Source organism: Pseudomonas sp. 18058, from assembly GCF_902706155.1.
GTDB lineage: Bacteria > Pseudomonadota > Gammaproteobacteria > Pseudomonadales > Pseudomonadaceae > Aquipseudomonas > Aquipseudomonas rustica.
The window spans coordinates 61625-85503 of the sequence record NZ_CACSJY010000004.1 but is presented as its reverse complement, the minus strand read 5'-3'; the positions used below and the strand labels follow the sequence as shown (position 1 = coordinate 85503).

Here is a 23879-nt window from a genome sequence, read left to right as displayed (position 1 = left end):
GTTAGAAAAAGCCTTGTGCAATGGAAATGGTGTCGCCGGGAGCAATCGTGGTGTTTCGCGTAACGTTATCGGTGAGGGTCGAGCCACCGTCGCCGCGCATGATGGTCACGCGCTTGATCGAGGCCCGCTCGGTCAGGCCACCGCCCAACGCGATGGCTTTCTCCAGTGTCAGGCCCGGTACGAAGGGGTAGCTGCCGGGTTTTTGCACTTCGCCATTGATGTAGAAAGCCCGGTATTCAATCTGGCTCAGGCTGACTTTCGGATCGATCAGGTAACCCTGTTTGAGCCCGTCCACGATGATTTTTTCAACCTGGCCCGGGGTCAGTCCTTTGGCGGAAATCTCTCCCAGAAACGGATAGGAAAAGGTGCCCGCATCGCTGAGGCGGATCTTTTTCAGGCTCAACTCCGGCTCACCGAACACAATGATGCGCAAGACATCGCCGGCAGCCAGTTTGTATTGAGTGCCCGGATCCGCAGCAAAAACGGAGGGTACAAACGCCAGCGCAAACAAAAAGAAAAGACCGTGCCTGTTCATGTCGATACTCTCTTAAAGGCTGACGTTGAAGCTGATCTGAAACACGTTGCGGGTGAAACTTTCATCGTCGGCATCGGAATCGTTGTCGCGATATCGATAGCCGAGTTCGATGTCCAGCCATCGGCGCATCGCGTACACCACCGCCAGGTTGTAGTCCTGAAAGTTGTCGGTGCGGCTTTGGCCTTCGTAGACATAACGGCCGATCCCGGCCTGCGCCACCGTGGTGATCCGTTCCGTCCAGCCATGACGCCAACCGACTTGGGTGAACGTGGACTTCACTGCCTCCGCGCCATCGTCACCCTCGGCGAGTGCCTGGCGAGCGACAAAGGTAAACGTCGAATAAGTGCGCGGTTTCCATTGCAGATCCACCTGCCAGGTGGGGTTGTCGAGGTCTTTGGATTCGCTGTTGTCGAAGTTCTTTTTTTCATAGCCCACACGCACTTTGCCTGTCGTGCGTGCGGTGAAATCCCAGACGGCACCCGCCAGTACGGCGTCGGAGTTACTGCTGCGCGGACTGTCGGCTTGCAGGTAATCAAAATGGGTGTGGTCATATTCCAGCAAGCCTCGGGTGTTACTACCGATACGGTGGTACCAGGTGCTGGTGAGTGCGGTGGTGTTACGTTCTTTGTCGTCGTTGATGCCGTCGCCATTGTCGTAACGAAGTTCGGCGTAATTGGCCCCGACATCGATTTGATTGTCCGCGCTCTTGGCGCCAAAGGTGTAAAGACCGCCGACGCGTTTGTTGTTGAGCTTATCGTTGATGCCTTCCACCGCCGTCGATTCAGTGCGCTCCCATTTGCGGTATTCCGCTTCGAGCTTCAGGCGATGGCGATCGGTGAACTCCATGACACTTTCCGCGCGCACGCGCTGTGCGGTGTTCGAGGCATCCGACTCGTCGTGATAAATGTAGCGAGTGGGCTGCCAGATCAATCGCGTGGCGCTGTTGCGATCTTCGGCCTTGAGTTCGAAGGTGGGCGCCAACTTGGTGATCATTGAGGACTTTTTGTTGTTTTCCACTTCGCGAAAGTTGTCGTCGTAACTTTCCGAGAACAGGAAAGATGGCGTGAAGTCGAACCCGTACACATCAATGGCTTGCGGATTAATACTCCAGGCCATTCCGGGATAGAGAGAGGCCATAATCAGTGCGACAGGGCATCGTGACTTCAAGGCCATGTTTGAGCTCCTGAGCAAAGGCAGAAAAGACACGTCGTCAGTGGCAGGGCTGAAAGGCGCGCGGTTGACGCCCGATAACGCTGCGTGGCAAGCAGACCGATTGCTCCCGGTTGAGAAACTGCAGCAGCAGCATCACGCGATCGTTGCCGTGCAAAGCGAGGAAGACACCTTCGAGTGGCGATAGCGGGCCACTGATGATTTGCAAAGGCTCGCCGGGCCGCAGGGCCTCGTCTGTCGCTATCTCCGAGGCCAGGCAACGCCCACGCAGATGCTCGATGACGTGCTCTGCCACCGTCGCAGGACCATGATTGAATTCGACAACTCGACTGACGCCACGCGTGGAGCGCAAGGGTGCCCAGTTGTCATTTCGGCTGAGTTGGATAAACAAATATCCGGGGAACAGTGATTCCGACACCCGCTGTCGTTTCCCGCGAATAACGCGCTCACGGACAAGCTGGGGGTGGTAGACCACGTAATTCTGCTGAAGCAGATTCAGGTGGGCACGTTCATCCTGACGGGGTTTGCATTGCAACAAGTACCAATTAGGTCGATCCGGGCTGGTGACTGGCATGCTGGTAAACTCTGGAATGATCGAAAGTTTAAGCAGGCAGGCGCTCAATTGAGGGCGATGAAGAGACCATTGGCAAAAGATTGTTTTTATGATGTAACGCGAGAAGTGTTTCATTAATGAATCAATTAACGAGTCATTAAGGTGCACAGCGGAGGAGTGTGACACTATTGTGTGCGGTGTGGCAGGTATAGGGTCTAGCCCAACTTCTTCAGAGACAAAGCTACCGCACGGTCTGCATATTGCAGTACAGGTGAGGTGTCGCTAAGTCGTTGTCTCTATAATGCCGTTTGTCGAGCCAATATAAACTCACGACTTATATGGCGAGACCTCGGTAGTTATCGGCCAGTCTTTGCAATCTGTCAAACGTTAGCAGTCAAAAAACTCTCCATTTGTCCAATAGCAAGCTCGTTCGCCCACAGGCTATTGAATTTATTATTTATTTTTTTCTGGCATATCGAACAAAATTTTCTGTGTTTAAGGGGCGCGGCTATTGGAAGAATGCGATAGCCGGTTCCCCATAGTTGGAGGGTCAATATAAAGTCTGGACGTCATTTCCCTAACGACGTTATAACTAATCGTCTACCAGATTGATGGGAGCAGGGACTATGACCGTTCTTGTGACAGGTGCTGCGGGCTTCATCGGATATCACACGGTCAAACGATTGTCTCTGGAGGGCCATACAGTAATAGGCATCGATAACCTCAATGACTATTACAGCGTGGCGCTTAAACAGGCACGGCTCAACGAGTTGACCGACGTGAAAGGATTCCGTTTCCAAACGATGGATATTGTTGATAAACCGGCCTTGATGGCGCTGTTCGTGGAGGAAGGTTTTAGCGAGGTTATCCACCTCGCCGCACAGGCGGGTGTTCGTTACTCCCTGGATAATCCGGATGTGTATGGGCAGTCGAATCTGGTGGGTTTTTTGAATGTGCTGGAAGCCTGCCGACATTACCCACCCGCGCATCTGATCTACGCGTCGAGCAGTTCCGTTTATGGAGCAAACAGCAACTTACCCTACCGGGTCGATGACGCAGTGGAACTGCCGGTTTCCCTGTATGCCGCGACCAAGCGCGCCAACGAGTTGCTTGCCGCCAGCTACTGCCATCTCTACGGCCTGAAGGCCAGCGGGCTGCGGTTTTTTACCGTTTACGGGCCTTGGGGGCGACCGGACATGGCGCTGTTCAAGTTCACCGAAGCGATCCTCGGCGGCCTGCCGATTGATATTTACAACCATGGCCAGATGGCGCGGGACTTCACCTACGTCGATGACATTGTCGAAAGCATCGCCCGACTGTGTCCAAAACCGCCGTTACCAGCCAAGGACGCCGCAGGCGTCAACCGTATTTTCAATATCGGGCGCGGCAGCCCGGTCGCGTTGCTGGACTTTGTTGATTGCCTGGAGAGGGCCTTGGGGAGAAAAGCTCAGCGCAACTTTTTGCCGATGCAGGCGGGCGACGTCGTCAAGACCTGGGCTGATGTTTCGGCGCTGGCCGAGTGGATAGGCTTTTCTCCGCAGGTGGAGGTCGAGGCGGGCGTGGGGGAGTTCGTCAGGTGGTATCGCCAGTTTTATCAGGTTTGAGTATTGGCGGTGATGCTGTTCATTAGCGGTCGCACGCTTAATGCAGCGACTGCTCTTCGAGGCAGGCGCGATGTTTCAAGGCGAACGCTCCTGTTCGCCAGTCGCGTTATGTTTGATGATGTCCATGACGGCAGCGGTCATGATTGCCGTGGAAACACCGAACATAAGAATGCCATTAGCCGCCTCCAGCGGGCTGAGCAAGCGCCATTGCGGGCTCAGAACCACATCGCCATAGCCCAACGTGGAGAAGGTCACGCCGGAAAAATACAGCGCGCTGGTGAAGTCTTTGAACTCGCCTAGCAGCAGGAACAGCAAGGCCCACAGGGCCATTTGCACATAGTTGCCGATGAGCATCACCACCATGACCATCGACAACAAACGCACGTCATCTGTCTTGGAGTGGCACGCCTTCATCTTGCGCCGCTGCGACGCATAACGCCGCGCACACAGAGCCAGGAACACCGCCTGCAAAACCACGCAGAGCACGATCACCGGCAGGCCCACGAGGAAATTGATCAGCATGTGCGATCCTCTGTATAGGTTGGGTTAGAGGCGTTGCGACGTTGCCGGCGATTATCAAGCAGATAAACCATCGCACAGGCATACAGCGTGACCAGAATGAACAGCCCCATGCGGATCGCGAAAGCGGTATAGACATCCTTGCCGGCGGCGCTGTCCTGCACCGACTGGCCGAGCAGAATGATCATGGTCATCAGGCTGTTGAGCCAGAAACCCGGCGTGTAGCGGCCAGGGCTCAACCCATAGAGTTTTCGGGCCACTAGCAGCCCGAACAGCAGCATCCACAGGAAGAACATCCACAGATTGACGAACAGGCCCAGGGCGAACCAAAAGACAATCGCCAGCAGGCCGCCGAGCAGGGTTGAGCCGAGCAGTTCCCGCCCGGCAGATCGCGCGCTGGTGACGGTGCTCTGTTGGCCGAGGTTGACCGACTTCATGATGATCGGCATGTAGCTGGCCGGATCGATCAGCGCCAACAGGAAGGCAGGCATCACCACCAGCGCGGCGCGCAACGCCAGCCAGTTGACCTCATCTGCCGACAGGGTCGGTGCGGGGGCGGGTGGTCGTGTATCGATGGGATCCGGGAACAGCCAGTGGCTGATCGACACCGCCGTGAGCGCCAGCAGCATGCCTTTGACCAACGAGACCACCACCTGCAGGGCCAGGTCGAAGTCGGTGGCGCCGGCCGCGCTGATCATCGTCAAGCCAACCACCATGAAGGTGGCGACCAGCGCGCTGCCGCCTCGCATGCCATAGCGGAACACCAGAAACAGGCCCAGGCAAACCAGCATCACGCCGACCGCCGCGTAATACTGCAACAACGGTATCAGCAGCAAGCCGCTGCCGGTGGTGATCATCAGCACCAGGGCCAGGCCCAGGCTGGCCTTGAACGGCAGCGGTCGGTTCATCGCCGCCAAGATCGTCAGCGCCAGCATCGGTGCGATAAAAGGGATAGGCAGGGCCAAGCCGAAGCTTGCGGCCAGGCAAAGCGCCGTACCCGTGGCCAGGCGCAGGGCACGCCGGGCGCGGATCTGTTGCTCAGTAGGCATACGACATCCAGCTCATCACACGCAGAAACAGGCGACCGAGAACGTTCAGCGGATTGCCCTCGTTGGGAAACGCCATCACCTCGGCCTGGCCACCGACACGGATGCCACTGATATCGCTCAACTGGCCTGGCTCAAGCTCAATGATCACCGGAAAGCGCTGGGCCGGGCGCAGCCAGTCACGGCTATTCTGCACCGTGGGCAAGGTGCCGGCTGGCGTGCTCTGACCCGTACTGACGCCATAACCGACGCTGCGCACATGGCCTTCGAATACGCTGCCGGGCAGTGCGTCCAGCACGATGCGCACCGGGGTGCCGGGCCTTACCTGCCCGAGGTTGTTCTCCGTCATATCCGCCGAGACCCACGCGTCGTGGATGGCGATCAAGGTCATCAAGGGCGCTCCAGCGGTGGCGAACTGGCCGACATCGGTGCGCAGGTCAGTGACCAGACCGTTGGAGCGGGCCCGCACGACGCTGTTGGCCAGATCCAGTTCGGCCTTGTCCACCGTGGCAATAGCGCTGAGCAACAGCGCATTTTTTTCGTCGCCGCCCCCTTGGGTTTCGCGGGCGCGTTCGACCTCTGCCCGCGCCGCCGCGACATGGGCGACGGCCGCATCCAGAGTGGAACGGGAAACCTCCAATCGACGCAGAGAGATGGTTCCGGCGTCTTCCTTGTATAAACGCTCAAGGCGTTGCAGATCCTGGCGGGACATGACTTCGTTAGCCTGGGCCGCTTTCAGCGACGCCGTCTTGGAGTCGATGCCAGCAGTGTTGGCGCCGATCTGCCTGCGGGTGGTCTGTAAGTCAGCACGCGCCCGGTCGACAGCGATCTGGTATTGCTGCGGGTTCACCTCGAACAACACGTCGCCAGCCTTGACCTCCTGGTTGTTGCGCACGTTGACCTTGGTGACCCGGCCTGCGACTTCCGCCGCCACCGGAACCACAAACGTCTGTACCCGTGCCTGCTGCGTATAAGGTGTGTAGCGGTCGGCCATCAGGTACCAGACCAGGCTCAGGAGAATGAGCGCGGCAACAGCGCTGACAGCTTTTTTTGCCGGATCCGCCGCAGGCGCGGGCACGGCTTGTTCTTTCTCGTTTTGGCGGTCACTCAATTGACACCTTCCTTCCCTTCATCAAGCAAGTTGCCCCAGTCGGTGCGTTGTTCCATCTGTTGGCGGGTGGCGGGATCAATCAGCGGACGGTCGCTGTACCAACCGCCGCCGACGGCCTTGTACAGCGCGATCAGGCTGTTGATGGCCGTGTTGCGATTGACCAGGTAGTTATCCTGTTGGGCGAAGAGGGCGGCCTGGGCATCGAGTACCCGCTGGAAATCCGAATAGCCTTCGCGGTACTGGGTATTGGCCAGAGATACCGAACGCCTGGCTGCAATCGACGCTTCGCTGAGGATCCGGTCGCGCTCCAGCGCCTTGATCAGGCCGGTCGCCGCATCGTCGGCCTCGCGCGCCGCCTGGCGAACGCTGTCCTGATAGACGACGATCAACTGCTGCAGACGGGCATCCTGAACGCGCACGTTGTTGGTGATCTGGCCATGGTCAAACACGTTCCAGCGCAGGCTCGGGCCGCCGATCAGATCCAGTGTATTCGACGTGCCGTCCAGGGAATTCGCGGACCAGACGATGCTGCCGAACAGGCTGATAGAAGGATAAAGGTCGGCCTCGGCGACACCGATCAGCGCCGACTGGGCCGCGACCTGGGCTTCTGCGCTACGGACATCCGGACGACGCAATAACAGGTCAACCGGCACGTCTTGCAGCACAGCACGATCAACCAAAGGCACCACGCCAGTGTTGGTCTGCAGTTCAGCCATTGCGCCCGGCGGGCGACCGATCAGGGTGGCCAAGGCATTGCGTGTGCTGGCGACTTGCGCTTCGAAATCGGGAATGGTGCTGAGGGTCGCGAGGTACTGGGTTTTGGCCTGTTGCAGATCAAGTTCGGCATTGTTGCCGCTGAGAAACAGGCGCTCGGTAATCTCATAGCTGCGCTTCTGCAGTGTGGCGTTGTTCTTGGCGATCAGCAGGCGCGCCTCGGCGGTACGCAGTGCGTAATAGGTCTGCGCCACTTGCGCGTGCAGCAGCACCAGCGCGTTTTCATAGTTGCTCTGCGCGGCGAACCAGGCCGCATCAGCCGACTCGATGGCGCGGCTGAACCGGCCCCAGAAATCCAGTTCCCAGCCGACGTCGAACCCCGCACTGTGTTGCCACAGATGGCTGTCCTGCGGATTGTCACCGCCCCATTGGCGACGTTTGACATAGGCGCTGTCGGCGCTGACCTGTTGCACTTGCGGGTAGCGACCACTTAGCGCGATGCCCAACTGTGCGCGCGCCTCCATCACCCGCAGGCCGGCGACTTCAAGGTCGGCATTGTGCGCGTCCGCCTCGGCGATCAGGTGGTCGAGCACCGGGTCGGTAAACACGTGCCACCACTGCCGGCTATCGGGTTGCGTCTGTTGCTGACTGGCCAGCGCCAAGGCCGGCGTTTTCCAGTGCTCAACCCAAGGTTGGGTCGGTGACTGGAAGTCCGGGCCAAGACGCACACAACCACTCAAGCCCACGGCGGCACACAGCAGTAACCGGCTCATGCGGGCAGGATATGCCTTCAAGCGCATGCGCCTCAGACCGGCGGGAGCTCGTTCGCTGACCCACGTTGCGGTGGCTCAACGCTCAATAGTTCATCCAGAACCTCGATGTGCGGCTGGTCGTCGATCCACTGCCAGAACAGTTGATAGGCGACCGCCAGCATCACCGGCCCAATGAACAGACCGATAAACCCGCCGCTGACCATACCGCCCAGCGCACCGATCAGAATCACCGGCATCGGCACGTCGACGCCGCGGCCGAGCATCAATGGCTTGAGGACGTTGTCGGACATGCCGGCGATCAGGCTGTAGATGCAAAACACGACGGTACCGAGCGTGGTGCCGTCAGTGGCGAAGACATAGGCGATTACCGGCACCGTCACGAGGATTACCGGCAACTGCATGATCCCCATCAACAGCGCAACCATGGCGAGCAGTCCGGCACCGGGCACCCCCATAAGCACGAAGCCGACGCCCACCAGCAGCATCTGGATAAAGGCGATACCCACCACGCCCTGAGCAACCGCGCGGATGGTCGCGGTGCACAGTGTCGCGATGCGCCGGCCGCGTTCCGGGCCGGAAAGGCGGGTGGCGATGGCGATGGCGCTGCGTTCGCCGTTGTCGCCGTAGGCCATCAGCACACCGGCGATGATCAGGGCACCGATAAACAACAGAAAGCCCACGCCAACCCCAGCCATCTTGCCCAGCAAGGTCAAGCCGATTGTTTTAATGTACGGCATCAACTTCATCACCACGCTGCTCATGTCGGTCGCCGACTGCAACCAGAAGGCATAGAGCCGTTCGCCAATGAGCGGCAGGGTGGCAATTTTTTCGTTGGGCAGCGGAATGGTCACGGTGTCGGACTTGAGAATTGCCAGGGCGCCTTCGACCGATTCAGTGATTGAGGTGCCCAGCAGATAAATCGGCACCATCAGCAACGCCAGGGCGACCACGACGATCAGCGTGGCGGCGCGGCCATCTTTATTGCCCAATTTGCGCTTAAGCAGGGTGTGCAGTGGGTACAGGGTGATCGCCAGGATCACTGCCCAAAGCATCAGGTTGAGGAAGGGTTCAAAGATCTGAAAGCAGAACAGCACCAGTACCGTGATCAGTCCGGCGCGAATCAACACATCGAGCAAACCACCGGATAGCGCCCTTGCAGAAATGTTTGTGTTTAACATTGCCTAATCCCTTGCTGTTCGTCGCGTGGAGGCAGTATAGACGCTGATTTTTCGAAGGTTGGGCGATCAGAAAACCATCCCCATGACCGCGGATTTATAACCGTCGGGGGGATCGCTTGAGTGTTTTTTAGAGGAATACCGGAGACCTTATGCCCCCTTTCATAGCGGGGTGATCCCGCTACTGAACGTTTTGGAGGCTCATACCCGTGTTTCGCTACGAGGGCCTTTTATTGCCCAGATGATCAGGCCGATCACTGGCAGAAGCGCGACCAGCGCCACCCATAAAACTTTCTTCGGTGTTTCTGCCGAGCTTTTCACCACATTGATGATTGCCCAAATATCCAGAACGAAAATGACGAAGGCGATAAGGTCGTACAAGAAAGAGCCCATGCATGCAGTCCTGCGAGTGAAGTTACGCTTCAAGATAGGCCATAAAACGCAACGAAGTGTCGGGCCTGCAAAAAAAACGGGTCAAGCTTTTTGCTTCTCGCGTAAATGGGCATGACAGACCTACGCGGCTCTGCTTCTGGCCGAAAACAGCCGCGAATAAGTAGGTGCTTTCGGCGAATGGGTTCCTTTACTTCATCAAACCGACCTTCAAATCACCAACTGGCAATTACAGTTTTTCTGGTTACGCTTACCGGCAAGAATGGCGTAAATCCGCCCGTTCAATAATTGTCTGGCAAGGGAGCCAACAACCATGGATAGCACTCAGGGCGTTTATCCATCAGCGACCGTTCTGGTGGTCGACGATACCCCCGACAACCTGATGTTGATCGCCGAGTTGCTGAAGGACAAATATCGGGTCAAGGCCGCCAATAGCGGCGAGAAGGCCTTGCGTCTTCTGCAGGCGGATCCACTGCCCGACCTGATCCTGCTGGACATCATGATGCCGGGCCTGTCCGGTTATGACGTTGCCGAGCAGCTCAAACGTGATGCGCGCATTCGCCACATACCGATCATTTTCCTGACCTCTATGGCCGCCACGGAGGACGAGATTCGCGGCCTGAGCCTGGGGGCTGCGGATTACATTACCAAACCGATCATTCCCCCCGTGCTCATGGCCAGGGTCGAGACGCAGATCAAGCTCAAGTCCGTTGCCGATTTCCTGCGCAATCAGAACGAATTTCTCGAGCAGGAAGTGCAGCGCCGTACCCGGGAGGTGATCGCCATCCAGGATGTCACGATCCACGCTATGGCCTCGCTGGCGGAAACCCGTGACAACGAAACCGGCAACCACATTCGCCGCACCCAACATTATGTGAAACGGCTGGCTGAACTGTTGCGCAATCACCCGCGCTTCCGGCACTTCCTCGACGAGGACACCATCAAACTCTTGTTCAAATCGGCGCCGCTGCACGATATCGGCAAGATTGGTATTCCCGATCGCATTCTGCTCAAGCCGGGACGCCTGACCCCGGAAGAGTTCGAGGTCATGAAGACCCACACCACGTTAGGGCGCGACGCCATCCAGCACGCCGAGGATCAATTAGGCATCAACGTCGACTTCCTTCATTTGGCCAAGGAAATTGCCTACGGTCATCAGGAAAAGTGGGACGGCAGTGGCTATCCGCAAGGCGTGGTCACCGACGACATCCCGATCAGCGCCAGGTTGATGGCGGTGGCAGATGTCTACGATGCACTGATCAGCCGCCGCGTGTACAAGCCCGGCATGTCCCATGAGCAGGCGGTGGCAATCATCCGCGAAGGCCGGGGCTCGCACTTTGATCCGGACATCTGCGACGCGTTTCTCGCCAATGCCGAGCAGTTCCGCGCCATTGCCAAACAATTCGCCGACAGCGACCAGGACATGGCCAGGCAGTTAGCCCTGCTTGAGCAGATCACCGACCGTCCCTGAGCCCCACGCATCCGTTTGCACATTCCGTTGAATGAGGCCGTTTATGAACAGACTGTTCGAGATGCTCGAGCGCCTGTCTCTGCGCAGTAAATTGATCATCGGCTTCGCTGCGCTGCTGATATTGATCCTGATATTGGGTGTGCAAAGCCTGCGCACTCAGTATTCGCTCAAAAATGAAATGCAGCAGTTGTACCAGCAGGATCTGGTGGGTATTCAGCATGTGCAGGAAGTTCGGGTGCAGTTGCCGCATCTGTTGCTCGCCATGCAACGTGCAATCGCTACCAACAACGCTGACATCCGTATCAGCGCCAGAGCCCAGATGGATGTCGCCCAACAGCGACTGCATGAAGCGCTCGAGCAGGTTCGTCCGACACTGCGCCGACAGAGCAGCATCAGCAGCCTGGTGGAATTCGAAGTGTTATTACAGCGTCTGCAAAAAAATGGCGATGAGGCACTGGAACTGGCCGGCAAGGGCTCCTTGGGACAGGCCTTGATGTTGCTCAACAGTAAGGATTTTCTAGCGCTGGAGCAGGGCGGTGACGGGCTGCTCTCGCAGATCGAGAAAAACAAGGAAACCGACATCCACGATACGGCGAAGAACCTGGCGGAATACGCAGAGCGCAGTACTGCGATCACCTACATCTTGCTGCTGGGTGGTTCGGCGCTGGCCTTGCTGTTGACCTGGCTGGTCAGTTATTCGATTCGCGTGCCATTGAATCGCGTCCGCGTGGCGGTGGACGAATTGGCGTCCGGCAAGCTGGACGGCCAGATCCCACACACCGATCTTCGCAACGAAACCGGCGACCTGGCGCGTGCCATCGCCACGCTGCAGCTGGAGGCTTGTCAGCTTGAGCGCCAGCGTTGGGTGAAAAACCACACCTCACTTTTGCAAGTGGGTCTGCAACAGGCGGAGACGCCGCAGCAGTTGGCCCAGGCTTTTTTCAGCCACATCGCGCCGCAGTTGGGCATGTGCCAGGGAGCGCTTTACGTTCTCTATGAAGGCGCGGCACGCCTGCGCCTGGTGGGCGGTTATGCGGTGGACAGTGCTCACCCGCTACCCACAGAACTCGATCTCGGGGAAGGGTTGCTTGGCCAGTGCGCGCAGGATCGCCAACCTCGTCAGCTTGAGGGTCTAGCCGAACCGTTTTGGCATGTGCGCACGCCGTTGGGCGCAGCCCCCGCCAGCGTCCTGTTGGTTCAGCCCGTGTTGCGTGGCGAACGCCTGCTCGGGGTTATGGAAATGGCCGGTTTTCGCCAACTGGAAGAGAACGAAGCGCTGCTGCTGCAAGAAGTCCTGCCCAGACTGGCCGGTGCCATGGCCATTATGGAGCGCAGTGAAGCAGCCCAGGCGCTGCTCCTGGAAACTCGCCGTCAGGCAGACGAAATGGGCGCGCAAGCCTTGCAACTGGAACATCAGGCCAGCGAGCTGGAAGCCCAGCAGGCCGCGCTGCGTGCCACCGAGGCCTGGTACCGCGGCATCATCGAGGCCGCACCGGACGGCATGCTGGTGCTGGGAGCCGATGGCCGCATCCTGATGACCAACCCGCAAATGGACACCCTGTTTGGCTACGCCCCCGGCGAGCTGATTGGCGCGAGCATTGAGCGTCTGGTACCGCAGGCTGCCCGCGAGCGGCACGTCAAGTTACGCGATGGCTTCATTGCCAGCGGCGGAACCCGGCAGATGGGCGGCGATCTGGACGATCTGAGCGGCGTGCGCAAGGACGGCAGCCTGTTCTCCGTGGAAATCGGCCTTTCCCACTTGCCCCGTCTGGAGGGACGTGGCGTCTGCGTGTGCGCCTCGGTGCGCGATGTCAGTGAGCGCAGGGCGATGGAAGCCAGGTTGCGTACTGCCAGCGATCGCCTGAACCTGGCACAGGAGTCGGGTGACATCGGTCTGTTCGACGTCGATCTGGTCAGCGGCACAAATTATTGGACGCCACAGCTCGAAACCCTGTTTGGTCTGGAGCCTGGCGGCTTCGGTGGCACGCTGGCGCACTGGCAGGCGCTGGTGCATCCCGACGATGTCGCGCGGGTCAGCAGCACCTTCGAAAGTGCCGTCCAGAGTGGCGAAGATCGGGCCGAATTCGATTTTCGCATCGTGCGCAAAAATGATGGTCGGGTGCGCACGTTCCGCTCGCTCAACCGTTTTTCACGCACGCCGGACGGCAAGCCATTGCGCGCAACCGGGATCAACATCGACGTGACGGCTCTGGCGGAGGCTCGAGCAGTGGCCGAAGAGGCTACTCAAGCGAAGAGTGAGTTCCTTGCCAACATGAGTCATGAGATCCGCACGCCGATGAACGCCATCATCGGGATGAGCCATCTGGCGCTGCGTACTTCGCTGGACAATCGCCAGCGCAATTACATTGAAAAAGTCCATCGCTCGGCGGAGAACCTGCTGGGCATCATCAACGACATTCTCGACTTCTCAAAGATCGAAGCCGGCAGGATGAGTCTCGAACAGATCCCGTTCCGACTGGAAGATGTACTCGACAGCTTCGCTGCCATGATCGGCCTGAAGACCGAGGACAAGGGTCTGGAATTGTTGTTTCAGATCCCGCCTGACCTGCCCACAGCTCTGCTTGGCGATCCCCTGCGACTGGGGCAAGTGCTGATCAATCTGGGCAACAACGCGGCCAAGTTCACCGAACACGGTGACATCGTGGTCGGCGTTGAAGAAATGGCTTCTGACAACGAACACGTGCAGCTGCACTTCTGGGTGCGCGACACGGGCATCGGCATGACCGTCGAGCAGTGTTCACGCTTGTTCCAGTCGTTCAGTCAGGCTGACACTTCGATCACCCGCAAGTACGGGGGCACCGGCCTGGGGTTGTCTATCTCGAAGAAGCTGGTGGAACTGATGGCCGGCCGAATCTGGGTTGAAAGCCAACCGGGAGTCGGCTCGACCTTCCATTTCCAGGTGCAACTCAGCGTGCAGCAAGGCCTGCAACCGCGTCGTATGTTCAAGGCCGGCGAACTGCTCGGTATGCGGGTACTGGTCGTGGATGACAACGCGAGTGCCCGTGAAATTCTCTCGGGCATGGCGCGCAGCTTTGGCCTGGAAGTGGATGTCGCGCAGAGCGGTAGCACGGCGCTGCGCATGTTGGCCGACGCCGAGCATAAGGGGCTGCCTTACGATCTGGTTTTGATGGACTGGCGGATGCCGGGCATGGATGGCATGGAAGCCGTGAGCAGAATGCATTCTGCGAGTCTGATGCGCACACCATCGGTGATCATGATTACCGCTTTCGGCCGCGAAGAAGCCCGCGAAGAAGCCGAACGCCAGGGCATCCAGTTACCGGTGGTACTGACCAAACCGGTCACACCGTCTTCATTACTCGAAGCCATCGGTGGCGTGCTGGGCAGAGACACCCACGGCGATACGCGGGCTGGCGAACGCTCACAACAGAATGCCAGTACCGTTGCCAGTCTCAACGGCGCCCGGCTGCTTTTGGTCGAAGACAATGAGCTGAATCAGGAACTGGCCAGCGAGCTGCTGGAAAGTGTCGGCATCCGCTTGCGACTCGCTACGCACGGCCAAGAGGCCCTGGATATCCTCGCCGAGGATGGCGACTTTGATGGCGTGCTGATGGATTGCCAGATGCCGGTGATGGATGGCTACACGGCCACGCGGAAAATTCGCCAGCAACCGCGCTTCAGCACGCTGCCAGTGATCGCCATGACCGCCAACGCAATGGACGGCGACCGCGAGCGCGCGCTCGAATGCGGGATGAACGACCATATCTCCAAGCCGCTCAATGTCGAAAGCATGTTCGCCACAATGGCAAAGTGGATAAAACCTAGAGCGGCGCAAGCATCGCTGAACGCAGGTTTCGCCGATGGATTCCCAGATCGTCTTGAGGGCATTGACTTGGCTGCGGGGCTCGCCACCTGCATGGGGCGGCGGGATCTCTACTTACGTCTGCTCTGCAAGTTTCGCGATACTCAGACAGACTTTGCCGAGCAATTCCAGGCCGCACAAACCGATCCGGATCCTGCCGCCGCCGCACGACTGGCGCACAGTTTGCGCGGCACCGCCGGCAACATCGGCGCAAAGGACGTGGCGCATGCCAGCGCTTTACTCGAGCAGGCCTGCCAGGACGGCGAGCCCGCTACGGTGCTGAAGACGCTGGCGATGCAGGTCGAGCATTGCTTGCTCCCGACCTTGGCGGCTTTGGCCGACGTTAAGGCGGACACACTGGCCTCGACGGAGGGTTACCTGCCGGACGACTCGGCAATCAGCGAGCAACTGAATAGGCTGATCAGACTATTGGAGGAGGGGGATACGACGGCTTTGGACGTACTGGCGGCACTGCGTAATATGCCACTCGATCGCGCGTTGGCAGAACGTCTGACACTCGCCGCGGCGCAGGTGGAATTGTTCGACTTTGATCGCGCCTTGAAGCTGCTTCAGTAAATATGAGTTGGGTTAGTGAAGAACCGCAGCGCGGAAATTGTCGGGAGGTATTTCATCCCATACGGGCGTTTTCGCACTAACCCGATAAACTTCACTGAGTATTTAGGATTCAGAAACCCCAACTGGTCTGTTCAGAGGTTCTGACTGGCGGCTGTCAATCCCATCGACAAGGAGTCATATGTCATCCCCTCAACGGTCAATGATTGCGAAGGTTGATAGCGCACTGACCAGATGCCTATGCGTGCTGATAGTTTGGTTAATCAGTGCTTCGATCTGGTTATTAGGTTTGTTGTCCCTTTCCGATCTAACCATGCGGATTTTTGCCTACGGCGAAGGATGGTCCGATGTTTCTTGGGCTGAATTATCGTTCATGGTGATTTTCGCGGTGCTGCTCTGGAGGCACACCTATTATTGCCGATACTTTGCGATTGGCATCTGGAAAGGGATGGGTCGATTGCTAGCCTTCCAAGGGACGCTGGCGTGTATGGGCCTCGTGATCGCAGTTTTTACTGTGGATGTAGAGCAACACCTAGGCGCTTCTGTGGGGCTGCTGGAAACCGGAGCTGACCCCGCCCTGGAGCTTGGTGAATTGGGTTTCATCCTTCTGGCACTTTATCTTGCGGCCCCTACATCAGTCGCGAAGCGCTTGAGCCATAGCCCCGTTTCTAATGTTGAATCCGCGCACACGACTGCTGAAAAGGAATTCACCGTTTGAAAACACTTAGTTTGGTTTTGTCTTTGACGGTAGGCAGCACTTTTATCCCGTACGCTTTGGCTGATGACGATGCCAAACACCTCATCACCAGTTGCAAAGAACTGCTTAGGGTCTATTCGAAGCGTGATGAGCAGCACCTCCTTGCAGGTCTCACGACTTCCACCTCAGATGCTCTGCGGGCTGGCTACTGTCGAGGAGTGCTCGATGAGTTTCGGCGTACGCATATGTGCGTTCAGAGCAATTGGTTTTCCCAAGCTGCACGTATCGCCACTTACTCCGATCAAGCCGACCAGTTACCACCTGTCGACTCTTTGTTGAAGCAATCCTGTGCGCTCTGACTCAAGTCAATGGCCCGAGCACACGGTCGTGCTGGAGCGCTTGCTCTGCCCACCGTTATCGGCGCCGCTATCTCAAAAGCAATATGGAAGTCTCAGAGTCGCCCTGAATACGCTGATCGAGGCGTTGGCCAGTTCGACAACCAAGGGGCGTGGGGCGCTGAAAGAAAAGCTGACGCCACTTATCGCTCTGGAACGCAGAAGAAATGATGGGCCTGGCGCGCTCGGAATTCGCGAGCGTTGGTACTTAAATCCTGCCGATGAAGCGCTGATCTGGAATGCAATCATATTGCAGGGGCTGTTCGGCGCGCCAAAAGTGGCGATCACGCTTATCAGGGATTTCGCGGAGCGACAGGCTCACGTCGACTGGGCAAGGCAGCTATTCCTGGATCGTCAGTCTGTTGGCGGGCTTGGACTGCTGCGCCATGAGATGACCGTTCTCCTCGATCAACTGGATAAGGCCGATCTTTCCAGAGAAAAGCTGACGAATCCCTTTGTTGATGCACTGCCGCAAATGGGATTCGGCCCTCACCAAGGCAATCTGCTGAAAACCTTGGCAAGCCAAACGGCGGCACTGTCACTGGGCGACAGCATGATGGCGTATTACCTCAATGGTGACTTGGCATTGGCCTATGAGCGAGCCTGCAACGTGGTAACGGAATGTGCCCTGCTGCTGAAATACCGGGACCTCATCATCCGTGAATATCAGAACGCGAAGGAGTTTGATGATTTGCTGGATTTTCTTCGCTGACCTGTTGGTTGTGGAATCCACACATCGAGACTGGCCCTGTCATCACACATGGAGCCAGTCATGCACACCATTCAATCCGTACTTTCCTGTTGCCGTCACCAGGTCAAAGTCTGTCACCAAGTCAAAGCCATTGGCATTGACCAAGCCCTGTCATCGGGAATGCCGTTCACCGTTTTAGGCGGCAAGCGTGTGCGTAGCCGCGAGGGTATGTTGCGCTTCAAACTCGGCAGTGAATGGCGATTGTTGTATCAGCTCACAACAACGGGTTATTCACCTTGTGCGCTGGTCAGTCGTCAATGTTTCGAGCGTGAACTGAAGCGAAGGCGGGCCATTAAAACCTGCACCCTTCAACCACAGGAGAGACAACTATGAATGCGTTAATCTCGTTGAATTCGCCACTGCTGGCCGCGAACGGTTTGGCGATGAGTGTCAGCCAATTGGATTTCAATCGTCTGAAACACAAATACACGGAGTCCTCAGAGGCTGAAATGTCAGCGGCTGACTGGGATTTGGCTGAAATGGAATATCGTCGCTTTTTAACACTGAAGAGCTTTTACCCTTCGGTTGCTCTGGTGCCCAGTAAAACGGTAGATAACCTCTGGCATGCACATATTTTGGACACACGAGCCTATCGTGAAGACTGCCAACAGGTGTTCGGTCGCTTCATCGATCACTACCCCTATTTTGGCATCTACGGTCAGGAAGATTATCAAGAGCTGAAAAACGCTTTCGCTCATACAGTTGCGCTGTATGAGAAGCATTTTGGTGCGTATCCAGGAGGTGGTGTCGAATCTCAAGCAATGCGTTGCGGTGATGACCACAAGTGCCATGTCCCAACCACATGCGCATGCCGCGTGGAAGGTGCTTGCAAGTAAATCTATAGAGTTTTTATGGAGGATATGAACATGAGTAAACAGCCTCAAAAACCGAGCCACTCAGGCTCTCTACAGGAAACTCGTCCGGTAGTTAAAAATCTGCCGAGCACCACCGGCAACAAGTCCGGCGTAGGTCGTGGCAATCACACACCGGCGAAGCCTAAGTAATAGATAAGCGATGGCAGGCTGGGGTTAGTGAGCCCCGACCCGCCATTTATCTCTAGGAGGGCTAAGCTCTGCGGTAGGCCGCTCTCGGCCTAATCCACGCCGTCGGCACTCGGCTGAAATCGACCACGAGGAGCCAGTCGAAGCAGACTGACCGCCTCCGGCCAAAAGCTGACGGTACCTACAGGCAGAAATCGACCCATAGTTGCCTGTTGCAAAGTACTTTAGGTAACCCGAAGTAGTCGCTGATTCAACCCGTGCATTCATGTGCCGCATTTTAGGTTTTTCTGCATCAATGCATTCTGAAGCGTTACACCCCTACGGATCGGAAATCCTCGTCGCACTACATGAAAACCGTGCAATTCAAAGAACGGTTCAGCCGTCATGCTGACATCTGAAGTTAGTTCGTCAATGCCAAGAAACCTGGCTTCTTCATGAAGTCGGTTCATTAGTAAAGTGCCTATTCCTTGCCGAGGATGAGTACCCGACACAAAAAAATGGTCGATGTAACCGTTCGGTTGAATGTCGGCATAGCCCACTATTTGTCCGTCTGATTCGGCGACGAACGGGCGGAGATTTCGGAGGTGCTCCGCCCAAAGTGTCTGATCAAGATCAGCTGGGGCCCACGCATCGATTTGATCGGCAGTGTAATCGCGTGACGCGATTTTATGGATGGCAGAGTAAAAAACTTGGAACAACGCCGCCTCATCCCCGATTCTGAACTGGCGAATCTCCATAGTTAACTCGTAAGGCCCCACGAAAAACGAGGAGTCTGCCATACCTGGTAAAAATCGGAAATGCACGATTTCAGGTTCCATAGGAACAACTGAGTGGGTGCAGCGGGTGTGAAAGCTGTTAGTTGCGACCGTCCGCTTTTGGCCGACAGGGATTTCCGTGGGTGCGGCTTTCGGCCAGAAACAGATGCTCACCGCTATGGGTATGGAATATCCTTCCCTTCAAACACCGATTTGGAAAAGCTAATGCAGGACACAGTAATGTCACCCGCAGATTTAATAGATGACGTACTTGTAAAACAACTTATTGAGACACAGTTCCCCCAAAGGGTGCATTTGCCAATCAGACCAGTGTTGCCGGGTGGTTGGGACAACCGAACCTTTCGGCTCGGTGACTGCATGTCTGTGAGGCTTCCGAGCGCAGCTGAATATGTCGATCAAGTCGAGAAGGAACACACATTTTTTGCAACAGAATGCCGTGGATTATGAAGCGAGCACCCTTTATAGAAACAGTCCGGTAGCTGTGGTGGCAGACCGAATCATAACGGCTCCCGGCCCTGCACCCATTAGCTTCACCTGCGCAGTGTTCGAAAGCGCCGGACTGTCCTCAGAGATCGTCTCAGTTCAGATCAATGTTGGCAGCGGAACATTGATGACCACTTCGGCCGGGTAAACATCGAAACTCTGCAGTGGGCAGGCTTCGCGAGACCGATGAAGTCTCAATCAACCATCACCTCATCCAGCGCCTGCTCAAGCGTGCTCACCGTACGCTCGATATTGTGCAGCTTCTCCAGCCCGAACAACCCGATGCGGAAGGTTTGAAAGTCGGCCGGCTCGTCGCATTGCAACGGCACGCCGGCGGCGATCTGCAGACCGTGGTTGGCAAATTTCTTGCCGTTTTTGATGTCGGCATCGTCGGTGTAACTCACCACCACACCCGGGGCCTGAAAGCCTTCAGCGGCGACGCTTTTGAAGCCCTTGCCGGTCAACATCGCGCGTACCCGATCACCCAGCGCCTGTTGTTCGTCGCGAATCTTGTCGAAACCGTAGGCCTGGGTTTCTTTCATCACGTCGTTAAACCGTGCGAGGGAATCGCTGGGCATGGTCGCGTGGTAGGCGTGGCCGCCCTGTTCGTAGGCCTGCATGATTAGCAGCCACTTTTTCAGGTCGCAGGCAAAGCTGCTGCTTTGCGTGTGTTCGATGCGCTCAAGGGCTAATGAGCTGAACATCACCAGCGCGCAGCAAGGGGAGGCGCTCCAGCCTTTCTGTGGGGCGCTGATCAGCAGGTCGACCGCGCATTTGTGCATATCAACCCAAAGCGTGCCCGAGGCGATGCAGTCCAGCACGAACAGACCACCCACCGCATGTACGGCATCGCCGACGGCCCGCAGGTACTCGTCGGGCAGGATAATCCCGGAGGACGTTTCAACGTGGGGCGCGAAGACAATCTTCGGCTTTTGCGCGGCGATCGCTGCCAGCACTTCGTCCAGCGGCGGCGGGGCGTAGGCAGCCTGGTGACCGGCATCGACGGGGCGAGCTTTCAGCACCGTGGTGGCTGCCGGGATGTTGCCCATCTCAAGGATCTGGCTCCAGCGATAACTGAACCAGCCGTTGCGTATCACCAGGCATTGCTGGCCAGTCGCAAACTGCCGCGCCACCGCTTCCATGCCGAACGTGCCGCTGCCCGGTACCACCGCAACGCCTTGGGCGTTGTAGACCTGCTTGAGGGTCTGGGAAATGTTCTTCATCACCGCTTGAAAGGACTGCGACATGTGGTTCAGCGAGCGGTCGGTGTAGACCACGGAGTACTCGACCAACCCCTCGGGATCGATACTGGGATAGAGCTTCGACATGGTGTAATTCCTTTGGCAGAGATGTCAGTGGGTTCGACCGTGCCTCAAGTGTTGGCAAATGACAAGATTGCAGAGATTGAAATGCAGCTTCGGGTCAGGCAAAGAAATGTAGGCAAGGGACAGCTATGAGCTGATTGAATGGCATCAATACGGTTAAAGTGCCCACCAATGTCTCAACACGCCGTGTGAACGATGAATCCCGCGCTGTTTATTTCTCTCGATGGCCCCAAAGGCACCGGCAAAACCACATTGTTGGAAGCCGTGACGGCAGCCCTGAGGGCCGACAACAAGAAAGTCATTCGCCTGTGCGAGAGAAAAAACGATCCCGACAGGGCTGGCACCATGACCCTCGTCAATCAATTCGCAAGAGACCCCTCAACGGATCTGGAGTGGGCTATTTGTCAGCGTCTGGCGGATAGCCGCAGCTGGATTTCACAGCATGTGCTGCCCAAGCAACCGCTGGACAGCATCATCCTGATCGACCGTTGGTACCCGTCAGACGCGGCGTTTCGCCGAACCGTCCCGTTTGCAGAGATTCTCCAACTGAACATGACGCGAGACGTGCGCGTGCCGGATCTGCATGTTGGCGTCGTGACCGATCCTGATATTTCCTGGGCAAGGGCGGCGGCACGCTCCCGGGGGCTAGGCAGCACGGTGATCCACAAGCGCGAAGAGCACGTGGCATGTACCGAGGCGTTCGCGCGCGCGGTGACGGATCAGGGTTGGGTGTTGTGCCGCAATGAGGGCACGATTGAAGATGCCGTGGCGCAGGTGGTTGGCGAGATCTATCGGGTTCTTCGGCAGCGCTCCGAGCAGTAGCGCACTTGTTCCCAGCAGCGCGCCCATTTCTTTCTCCAAGTGAACGGAAGGCCGCAGGTCACGCAGGTTTTGACCGGCAGCTCGCTCTTTTTCACAACGACTCACCGTGATCCAGTTTGGCGAGCAAGAACTCGGCGCGTTGCCACAGCGCCTGCTGCTTGGTTTCAGCCATCCGGTCGAGGTTTTTATAGAGCATGCTCATGCGCGGATTGCCACGCAGTAGGTCGCTGTGGCGCATGAGGAAGTGCCAATACAAAGAATTGAAAGGGCAGGCGTCGTCGGTGGTGCTTTCGCTGACTTTGTAGGCGCAGTCACGACAATAGTCAGACATGCGCTTGATGTACTGGCCACTCGCGCAATAGGGTTTTGAACCCAGATAACCACCATCGGCGTGCATGACCATGCCCAGTGTATTGGGCAGTTCCACCCAGTCGAAGGCATCCATGTAGATCGCCAGATACCAGTCGCATATCTGGCTGGGCGCGATGCCCGCGAGCAGAGCGAAATTGCCGGTGACCATCAGCCTTTGGATATGGTGCGCGTAGGCATATTCAAGGCTTTGACCGATGGCCTGGCGCATGCAGTTCATCTGCGTTTTTGCCTGTCCAGTAAAACTCTGGAAGCACGCGGGTGTTGCCGAAGACATTGCCTTGCGCGTAGTCGGGCATCTTCAGCCAGTAGACGCCATGGACGTACTCGCGCCAGCCGATCAGTTGCCGAATAAAGCCTTCAGCCGCGTTGAGCGGAATGCCGCCCGACCAATAGGCTGATTCGACATCGCTGCAAATCTGCCGAAGATCCAGCAGACCAATGTTGAGCGCCGCACTGATCCGCGCATGGAACAGAAAGGGTTCGTTGCTGGCCATGGCGTCTTGATAATCGCCGAACGCGGCCAGTCCCCAATCGAGAAAGTACTCCCACAATACCTGTGCGTCGGCGTGCGTCACCGGGTAGTCGAACGTCTCGAGCGCGCCGTAGTGGCTGGCGAAGTGTTCGGCCACCAACGCAAGCACCTCTTGGGTGATGGCGTCGGGTTTGAAGCGCACGGGAGGAGGGGGCCGCACGCCCTTGGGCAAGGCTTTGCGATTGTCGGCGTCGAAGTTCCAGGCGCCTCCGACCGGGCTGCCGTCACCGTTGAGTAACAGCCTGCTTTTGCGGCGCATTTCACGGTAAAAGAACTCCATGCGCAGCTGCTTTTTGCCCTGCGCCCAGTCGGAAAATTCGCTCCGTGTGCAAAGAAAGCGAGCATCGCTGTGCCAGTGGATGGGCAAGCCGCAATCCTTGATCGATTGCTCGAGGCGCCAGTCACCGCACTCTGTCAGATGAATCTCACTGGGATTAAGCAGTGCGTGCCAGCGCTGTAATTCGCTCGGCACCGATCCGCTGTTGTCCGGATCCGTCAGCGTGACGTAGTGCACGCGCAACCCGCGCTGACGCAAAGCCTCAGCGAAATGCCGCATGGCACTGAAGATCAGGACGATTTTTTGCGGATGGTGGGGGACATGGCTGGCTTCCTCCATCACCTCGACCAGCAGCACGGCATCGTGATCCTGATCGAGGCCCTGCAGGGAAGCGAGGTCGAAAGACAATTGGTCGCCCAAGACCAGGCACAAGCGCCGCGTCGCATTCATCAATCGGAGTCCGTTAAGTTCGAGGTCATCGCCAGGCCGGCAATTAGTTATACAAGGGTAGTCTTCTGTATAGGTTTTTGCGAGTTTACGTGGGTTTCAGCAAACAGTTGTTTTCGGCTGCCAACGCTCATTTCGATGGAACCAATCACCACGCCCGTTCCCCTAATGCTGTGCAGATAGCCTCTCGGCACACGCTCAGGTCGATTCTGAACTCTCCACTTACAGACGAAGGTTTGATGAATTATGAAAAGTGAACAAGTTGAAGGCGTTGCAGAAAAACTCGCTGGCAAGGCGCAGAGCGCAGTCGGGAAACTGATCGGTGATTCAAGGCTGGACGCTGAAGGCGCTGCACGTCAGGCCTCGGGCCAACTGACCAAAACCTACGGCGACACGTTGGACAACGTCTCGACGTTTGTTAAAGAAAAACCAGTGGCTGCACTGGCCATCGGTGCGGCAGTGCTGCTGTTGGTCAACCGCTTTCTGCGTCGTTGAATCACGAAAGACAGACATAGCGGCTCTTCGG

22 protein-coding genes and 2 pseudogenes are annotated in these 23879 nt (G+C 57.2%); 11 read left to right on the top strand and 13 right to left on the bottom strand.

The window, feature by feature from the left end:
• Nucleotide 1: 1 nt before the first annotated feature.
• From GVL50_RS03585 to rfaH, 3 genes are read right to left on the bottom strand one after another with little or no spacing between them, the layout of a single operon-like run.
• Nucleotides 2-535, bottom strand: coding sequence for a polysaccharide biosynthesis/export family protein (locus GVL50_RS03585; protein WP_053120180.1), 534 nt, complete (start codon nucleotides 533-535; stop codon nucleotides 2-4).
• Between the two features lie 12 nt (nucleotides 536-547).
• On the bottom strand, nucleotides 548-1708 hold the full coding sequence (locus tag GVL50_RS03580; RefSeq protein ID WP_159811774.1) for an outer membrane beta-barrel protein: 1161 nt from the start codon (nucleotides 1706-1708) through the stop codon (nucleotides 548-550).
• Nucleotides 1709-1745: 37 nt separating this feature from the next.
• Nucleotides 1746-2279, bottom strand: coding sequence for a transcription/translation regulatory transformer protein RfaH (gene rfaH / locus GVL50_RS03575; RefSeq protein WP_159811841.1), 534 nt, complete (start codon nucleotides 2277-2279; stop codon nucleotides 1746-1748).
• Nucleotides 2280-2884: 605 nt separating this feature from the next.
• Here rfaH and GVL50_RS03570 point away from each other — a divergent pair.
• A complete protein-coding gene (locus tag GVL50_RS03570; protein WP_159811773.1) occupies nucleotides 2885-3862 on the top strand; it encodes an NAD-dependent epimerase/dehydratase family protein in 978 nt (325 codons plus the stop codon).
• Between the two features lie 75 nt (nucleotides 3863-3937).
• On the opposite strand, the gene GVL50_RS03565 is transcribed toward GVL50_RS03570, so the two are convergent.
• From GVL50_RS03565 to GVL50_RS03540, 6 genes are all read right to left on the bottom strand, one after another.
• A complete protein-coding gene (locus GVL50_RS03565; protein WP_159811772.1) occupies nucleotides 3938-4384 on the bottom strand; it encodes a potassium channel family protein in 447 nt (148 codons plus the stop codon).
• Complete coding sequence (locus GVL50_RS03560; RefSeq protein WP_159811771.1) at nucleotides 4378-5430, bottom strand: DUF2955 domain-containing protein; 1053 nt, start codon at nucleotides 5428-5430, stop codon at nucleotides 4378-4380. Before GVL50_RS03560 ends, GVL50_RS03565 begins: the two co-directional genes overlap by 7 nt.
• Entirely contained in the window at nucleotides 5420-6538 is a 1119-nt protein-coding gene (locus tag GVL50_RS03555) for an HlyD family secretion protein (RefSeq protein WP_256671820.1), read from the bottom strand. The genes GVL50_RS03560 and GVL50_RS03555 overlap by 11 nt, the downstream gene beginning before the upstream one ends.
• Entirely contained in the window at nucleotides 6535-8025 is a 1491-nt protein-coding gene (locus tag GVL50_RS03550; protein ID WP_256671819.1) for an efflux transporter outer membrane subunit, read from the bottom strand. The genes GVL50_RS03555 and GVL50_RS03550 overlap by 4 nt, the downstream gene beginning before the upstream one ends.
• A 32-nt stretch (nucleotides 8026-8057) precedes the next feature.
• A complete protein-coding gene (locus GVL50_RS03545; RefSeq protein ID WP_102899050.1) occupies nucleotides 8058-9203 on the bottom strand; it encodes an AI-2E family transporter in 1146 nt (381 codons plus the stop codon).
• 198 nt (nucleotides 9204-9401) lie between these two features.
• Nucleotides 9402-9593, bottom strand: coding sequence for a PLD nuclease N-terminal domain-containing protein (locus GVL50_RS03540; protein ID WP_102899049.1), 192 nt, complete (start codon nucleotides 9591-9593; stop codon nucleotides 9402-9404).
• Nucleotides 9594-9903: 310 nt separating this feature from the next.
• Between GVL50_RS03540 and GVL50_RS03535 the strand changes: the two genes are divergently transcribed.
• The 7 genes from GVL50_RS03535 to GVL50_RS28725 all read left to right on the top strand — a co-directional run bounded on the left by GVL50_RS03535 (nucleotide 9904) and on the right by GVL50_RS28725 (nucleotide 18322).
• Nucleotides 9904-11061: a two-component system response regulator gene (locus GVL50_RS03535; RefSeq protein WP_159811769.1), complete on the top strand. Its 1158-nt coding sequence runs from the start codon at nucleotides 9904-9906 to the stop codon at nucleotides 11059-11061.
• Nucleotides 11062-11104: 43 nt separating this feature from the next.
• The gene (locus tag GVL50_RS03530) at nucleotides 11105-15478 is read left to right on the top strand and encodes a response regulator (RefSeq protein ID WP_159811768.1); all 4374 of its coding nucleotides are present in this window, start codon (nucleotides 11105-11107) and stop codon (nucleotides 15476-15478) included.
• A 178-nt stretch (nucleotides 15479-15656) separates the two neighbouring features.
• The gene (locus tag GVL50_RS03525; RefSeq protein WP_159811767.1) at nucleotides 15657-16193 is read left to right on the top strand and encodes a hypothetical protein; all 537 of its coding nucleotides are present in this window, start codon (nucleotides 15657-15659) and stop codon (nucleotides 16191-16193) included.
• 366 nt (nucleotides 16194-16559) lie between these two features.
• A complete protein-coding gene (locus GVL50_RS03520) occupies nucleotides 16560-17279 on the top strand; it encodes a hypothetical protein (RefSeq protein ID WP_159811766.1) in 720 nt (239 codons plus the stop codon).
• A gap of 60 nt (nucleotides 17280-17339) precedes the next feature.
• Nucleotides 17340-17651, top strand: a complete 312-nt coding sequence (locus GVL50_RS03515) for a hypothetical protein (protein WP_159811765.1) — start codon at nucleotides 17340-17342, stop codon at nucleotides 17649-17651.
• Nucleotides 17648-18154, top strand: coding sequence for a hypothetical protein (locus GVL50_RS03510; protein WP_159811764.1), 507 nt, complete (start codon nucleotides 17648-17650; stop codon nucleotides 18152-18154). The genes GVL50_RS03515 and GVL50_RS03510 overlap by 4 nt, the downstream gene beginning before the upstream one ends.
• Before the next feature lie 30 nt (nucleotides 18155-18184).
• On the top strand, nucleotides 18185-18322 hold the full coding sequence (locus tag GVL50_RS28725; protein ID WP_178124150.1) for a hypothetical protein: 138 nt from the start codon (nucleotides 18185-18187) through the stop codon (nucleotides 18320-18322).
• A 260-nt stretch (nucleotides 18323-18582) separates the two neighbouring features.
• Here the strand turns inward: GVL50_RS28725 and GVL50_RS03505 are convergent, their stop codons facing one another.
• The gene (locus GVL50_RS03505; protein ID WP_256671818.1) at nucleotides 18583-19137 is read right to left on the bottom strand and encodes a GNAT family N-acetyltransferase; all 555 of its coding nucleotides are present in this window, start codon (nucleotides 19135-19137) and stop codon (nucleotides 18583-18585) included.
• A gap of 376 nt (nucleotides 19138-19513) precedes the next feature.
• Here GVL50_RS03505 and GVL50_RS28915 point away from each other — a divergent pair.
• Nucleotides 19514-19706, top strand: a pseudogene (locus GVL50_RS28915) (glutamine amidotransferase); the annotation flags it as partial.
• A gap of 66 nt (nucleotides 19707-19772) precedes the next feature.
• On the opposite strand, the gene GVL50_RS03495 reads toward GVL50_RS28915, so the two are convergent.
• Entirely contained in the window at nucleotides 19773-20906 is a 1134-nt protein-coding gene (locus GVL50_RS03495; RefSeq protein ID WP_159811763.1) for an aminotransferase class V-fold PLP-dependent enzyme, read from the bottom strand.
• Between the two features lie 192 nt (nucleotides 20907-21098).
• Here GVL50_RS03495 and GVL50_RS03490 point away from each other — a divergent pair, with 192 nt between their 5' ends.
• Complete coding sequence (locus GVL50_RS03490; RefSeq protein WP_159811762.1) at nucleotides 21099-21725, top strand: dTMP kinase; 627 nt, start codon at nucleotides 21099-21101, stop codon at nucleotides 21723-21725.
• On the opposite strand, the gene GVL50_RS03485 is transcribed toward GVL50_RS03490, so the two are convergent.
• Nucleotides 21692-21820, bottom strand: a complete 129-nt coding sequence (locus GVL50_RS03485; protein WP_159811761.1) for a DUF2256 domain-containing protein — start codon at nucleotides 21818-21820, stop codon at nucleotides 21692-21694. The two genes, GVL50_RS03490 and GVL50_RS03485, sit on opposite strands and share 34 nt — an antisense overlap.
• Nucleotides 21817-23356, bottom strand: a pseudogene (locus GVL50_RS03480) (cryptochrome/photolyase family protein). The gene GVL50_RS03485 and the pseudogene GVL50_RS03480 overlap by 4 nt, the downstream one beginning before the upstream one ends.
• A gap of 243 nt (nucleotides 23357-23599) precedes the next feature.
• Here GVL50_RS03480 and GVL50_RS03475 point away from each other — a divergent pair.
• Complete coding sequence (locus tag GVL50_RS03475; protein WP_053120194.1) at nucleotides 23600-23848, top strand: CsbD family protein; 249 nt, start codon at nucleotides 23600-23602, stop codon at nucleotides 23846-23848.
• The last annotated feature ends 31 nt before the right edge of the window (nucleotides 23849-23879 follow it).

What these genes read in the sequence shown, in the direction of transcription:
- GVL50_RS03585 (WP_053120180.1), bottom strand. Translation starts at nt 535, where the DNA reads ATGAACAGGCACGGTCTTTTCTTTTTGTTTGCGCTGGCGTTTGTACCC.
- GVL50_RS03580 (WP_159811774.1), bottom strand. Translation starts at nt 1,708, where the DNA reads ATGGCCTTGAAGTCACGATGCCCTGTCGCACTGATTATGGCCTCTCTC.
- rfaH (WP_159811841.1), bottom strand. Translation starts at nt 2,279, where the DNA reads ATGCCAGTCACCAGCCCGGATCGACCTAATTGGTACTTGTTGCAATGC.
- GVL50_RS03570 (WP_159811773.1), top strand. Translation starts at nt 2,885, where the DNA reads ATGACCGTTCTTGTGACAGGTGCTGCGGGCTTCATCGGATATCACACG.
- GVL50_RS03565 (WP_159811772.1), bottom strand. Translation starts at nt 4,384, where the DNA reads ATGCTGATCAATTTCCTCGTGGGCCTGCCGGTGATCGTGCTCTGCGTG.
- GVL50_RS03560 (WP_159811771.1), bottom strand. Translation starts at nt 5,430, where the DNA reads ATGCCTACTGAGCAACAGATCCGCGCCCGGCGTGCCCTGCGCCTGGCC.
- GVL50_RS03550 (WP_256671819.1), bottom strand. Translation starts at nt 8,025, where the DNA reads ATGAGCCGGTTACTGCTGTGTGCCGCCGTGGGCTTGAGTGGTTGTGTG.
- GVL50_RS03545 (WP_102899050.1), bottom strand. Translation starts at nt 9,203, where the DNA reads ATGTTAAACACAAACATTTCTGCAAGGGCGCTATCCGGTGGTTTGCTC.
- GVL50_RS03540 (WP_102899049.1), bottom strand. Translation starts at nt 9,593, where the DNA reads ATGGGCTCTTTCTTGTACGACCTTATCGCCTTCGTCATTTTCGTTCTG.
- GVL50_RS03535 (WP_159811769.1), top strand. Translation starts at nt 9,904, where the DNA reads ATGGATAGCACTCAGGGCGTTTATCCATCAGCGACCGTTCTGGTGGTC.
- GVL50_RS03530 (WP_159811768.1), top strand. Translation starts at nt 11,105, where the DNA reads ATGAACAGACTGTTCGAGATGCTCGAGCGCCTGTCTCTGCGCAGTAAA.
- GVL50_RS03525 (WP_159811767.1), top strand. Translation starts at nt 15,657, where the DNA reads ATGTCATCCCCTCAACGGTCAATGATTGCGAAGGTTGATAGCGCACTG.
- GVL50_RS03515 (WP_159811765.1), top strand. Translation starts at nt 17,340, where the DNA reads ATGCACACCATTCAATCCGTACTTTCCTGTTGCCGTCACCAGGTCAAA.
- GVL50_RS03510 (WP_159811764.1), top strand. Translation starts at nt 17,648, where the DNA reads ATGAATGCGTTAATCTCGTTGAATTCGCCACTGCTGGCCGCGAACGGT.
- GVL50_RS28725 (WP_178124150.1), top strand. Translation starts at nt 18,185, where the DNA reads ATGAGTAAACAGCCTCAAAAACCGAGCCACTCAGGCTCTCTACAGGAA.
- GVL50_RS03505 (WP_256671818.1), bottom strand. Translation starts at nt 19,137, where the DNA reads ATGGAACCTGAAATCGTGCATTTCCGATTTTTACCAGGTATGGCAGAC.
- GVL50_RS03495 (WP_159811763.1), bottom strand. Translation starts at nt 20,906, where the DNA reads ATGTCGAAGCTCTATCCCAGTATCGATCCCGAGGGGTTGGTCGAGTAC.
- GVL50_RS03490 (WP_159811762.1), top strand. Translation starts at nt 21,099, where the DNA reads ATGAATCCCGCGCTGTTTATTTCTCTCGATGGCCCCAAAGGCACCGGC.
- GVL50_RS03475 (WP_053120194.1), top strand. Translation starts at nt 23,600, where the DNA reads ATGAAAAGTGAACAAGTTGAAGGCGTTGCAGAAAAACTCGCTGGCAAG.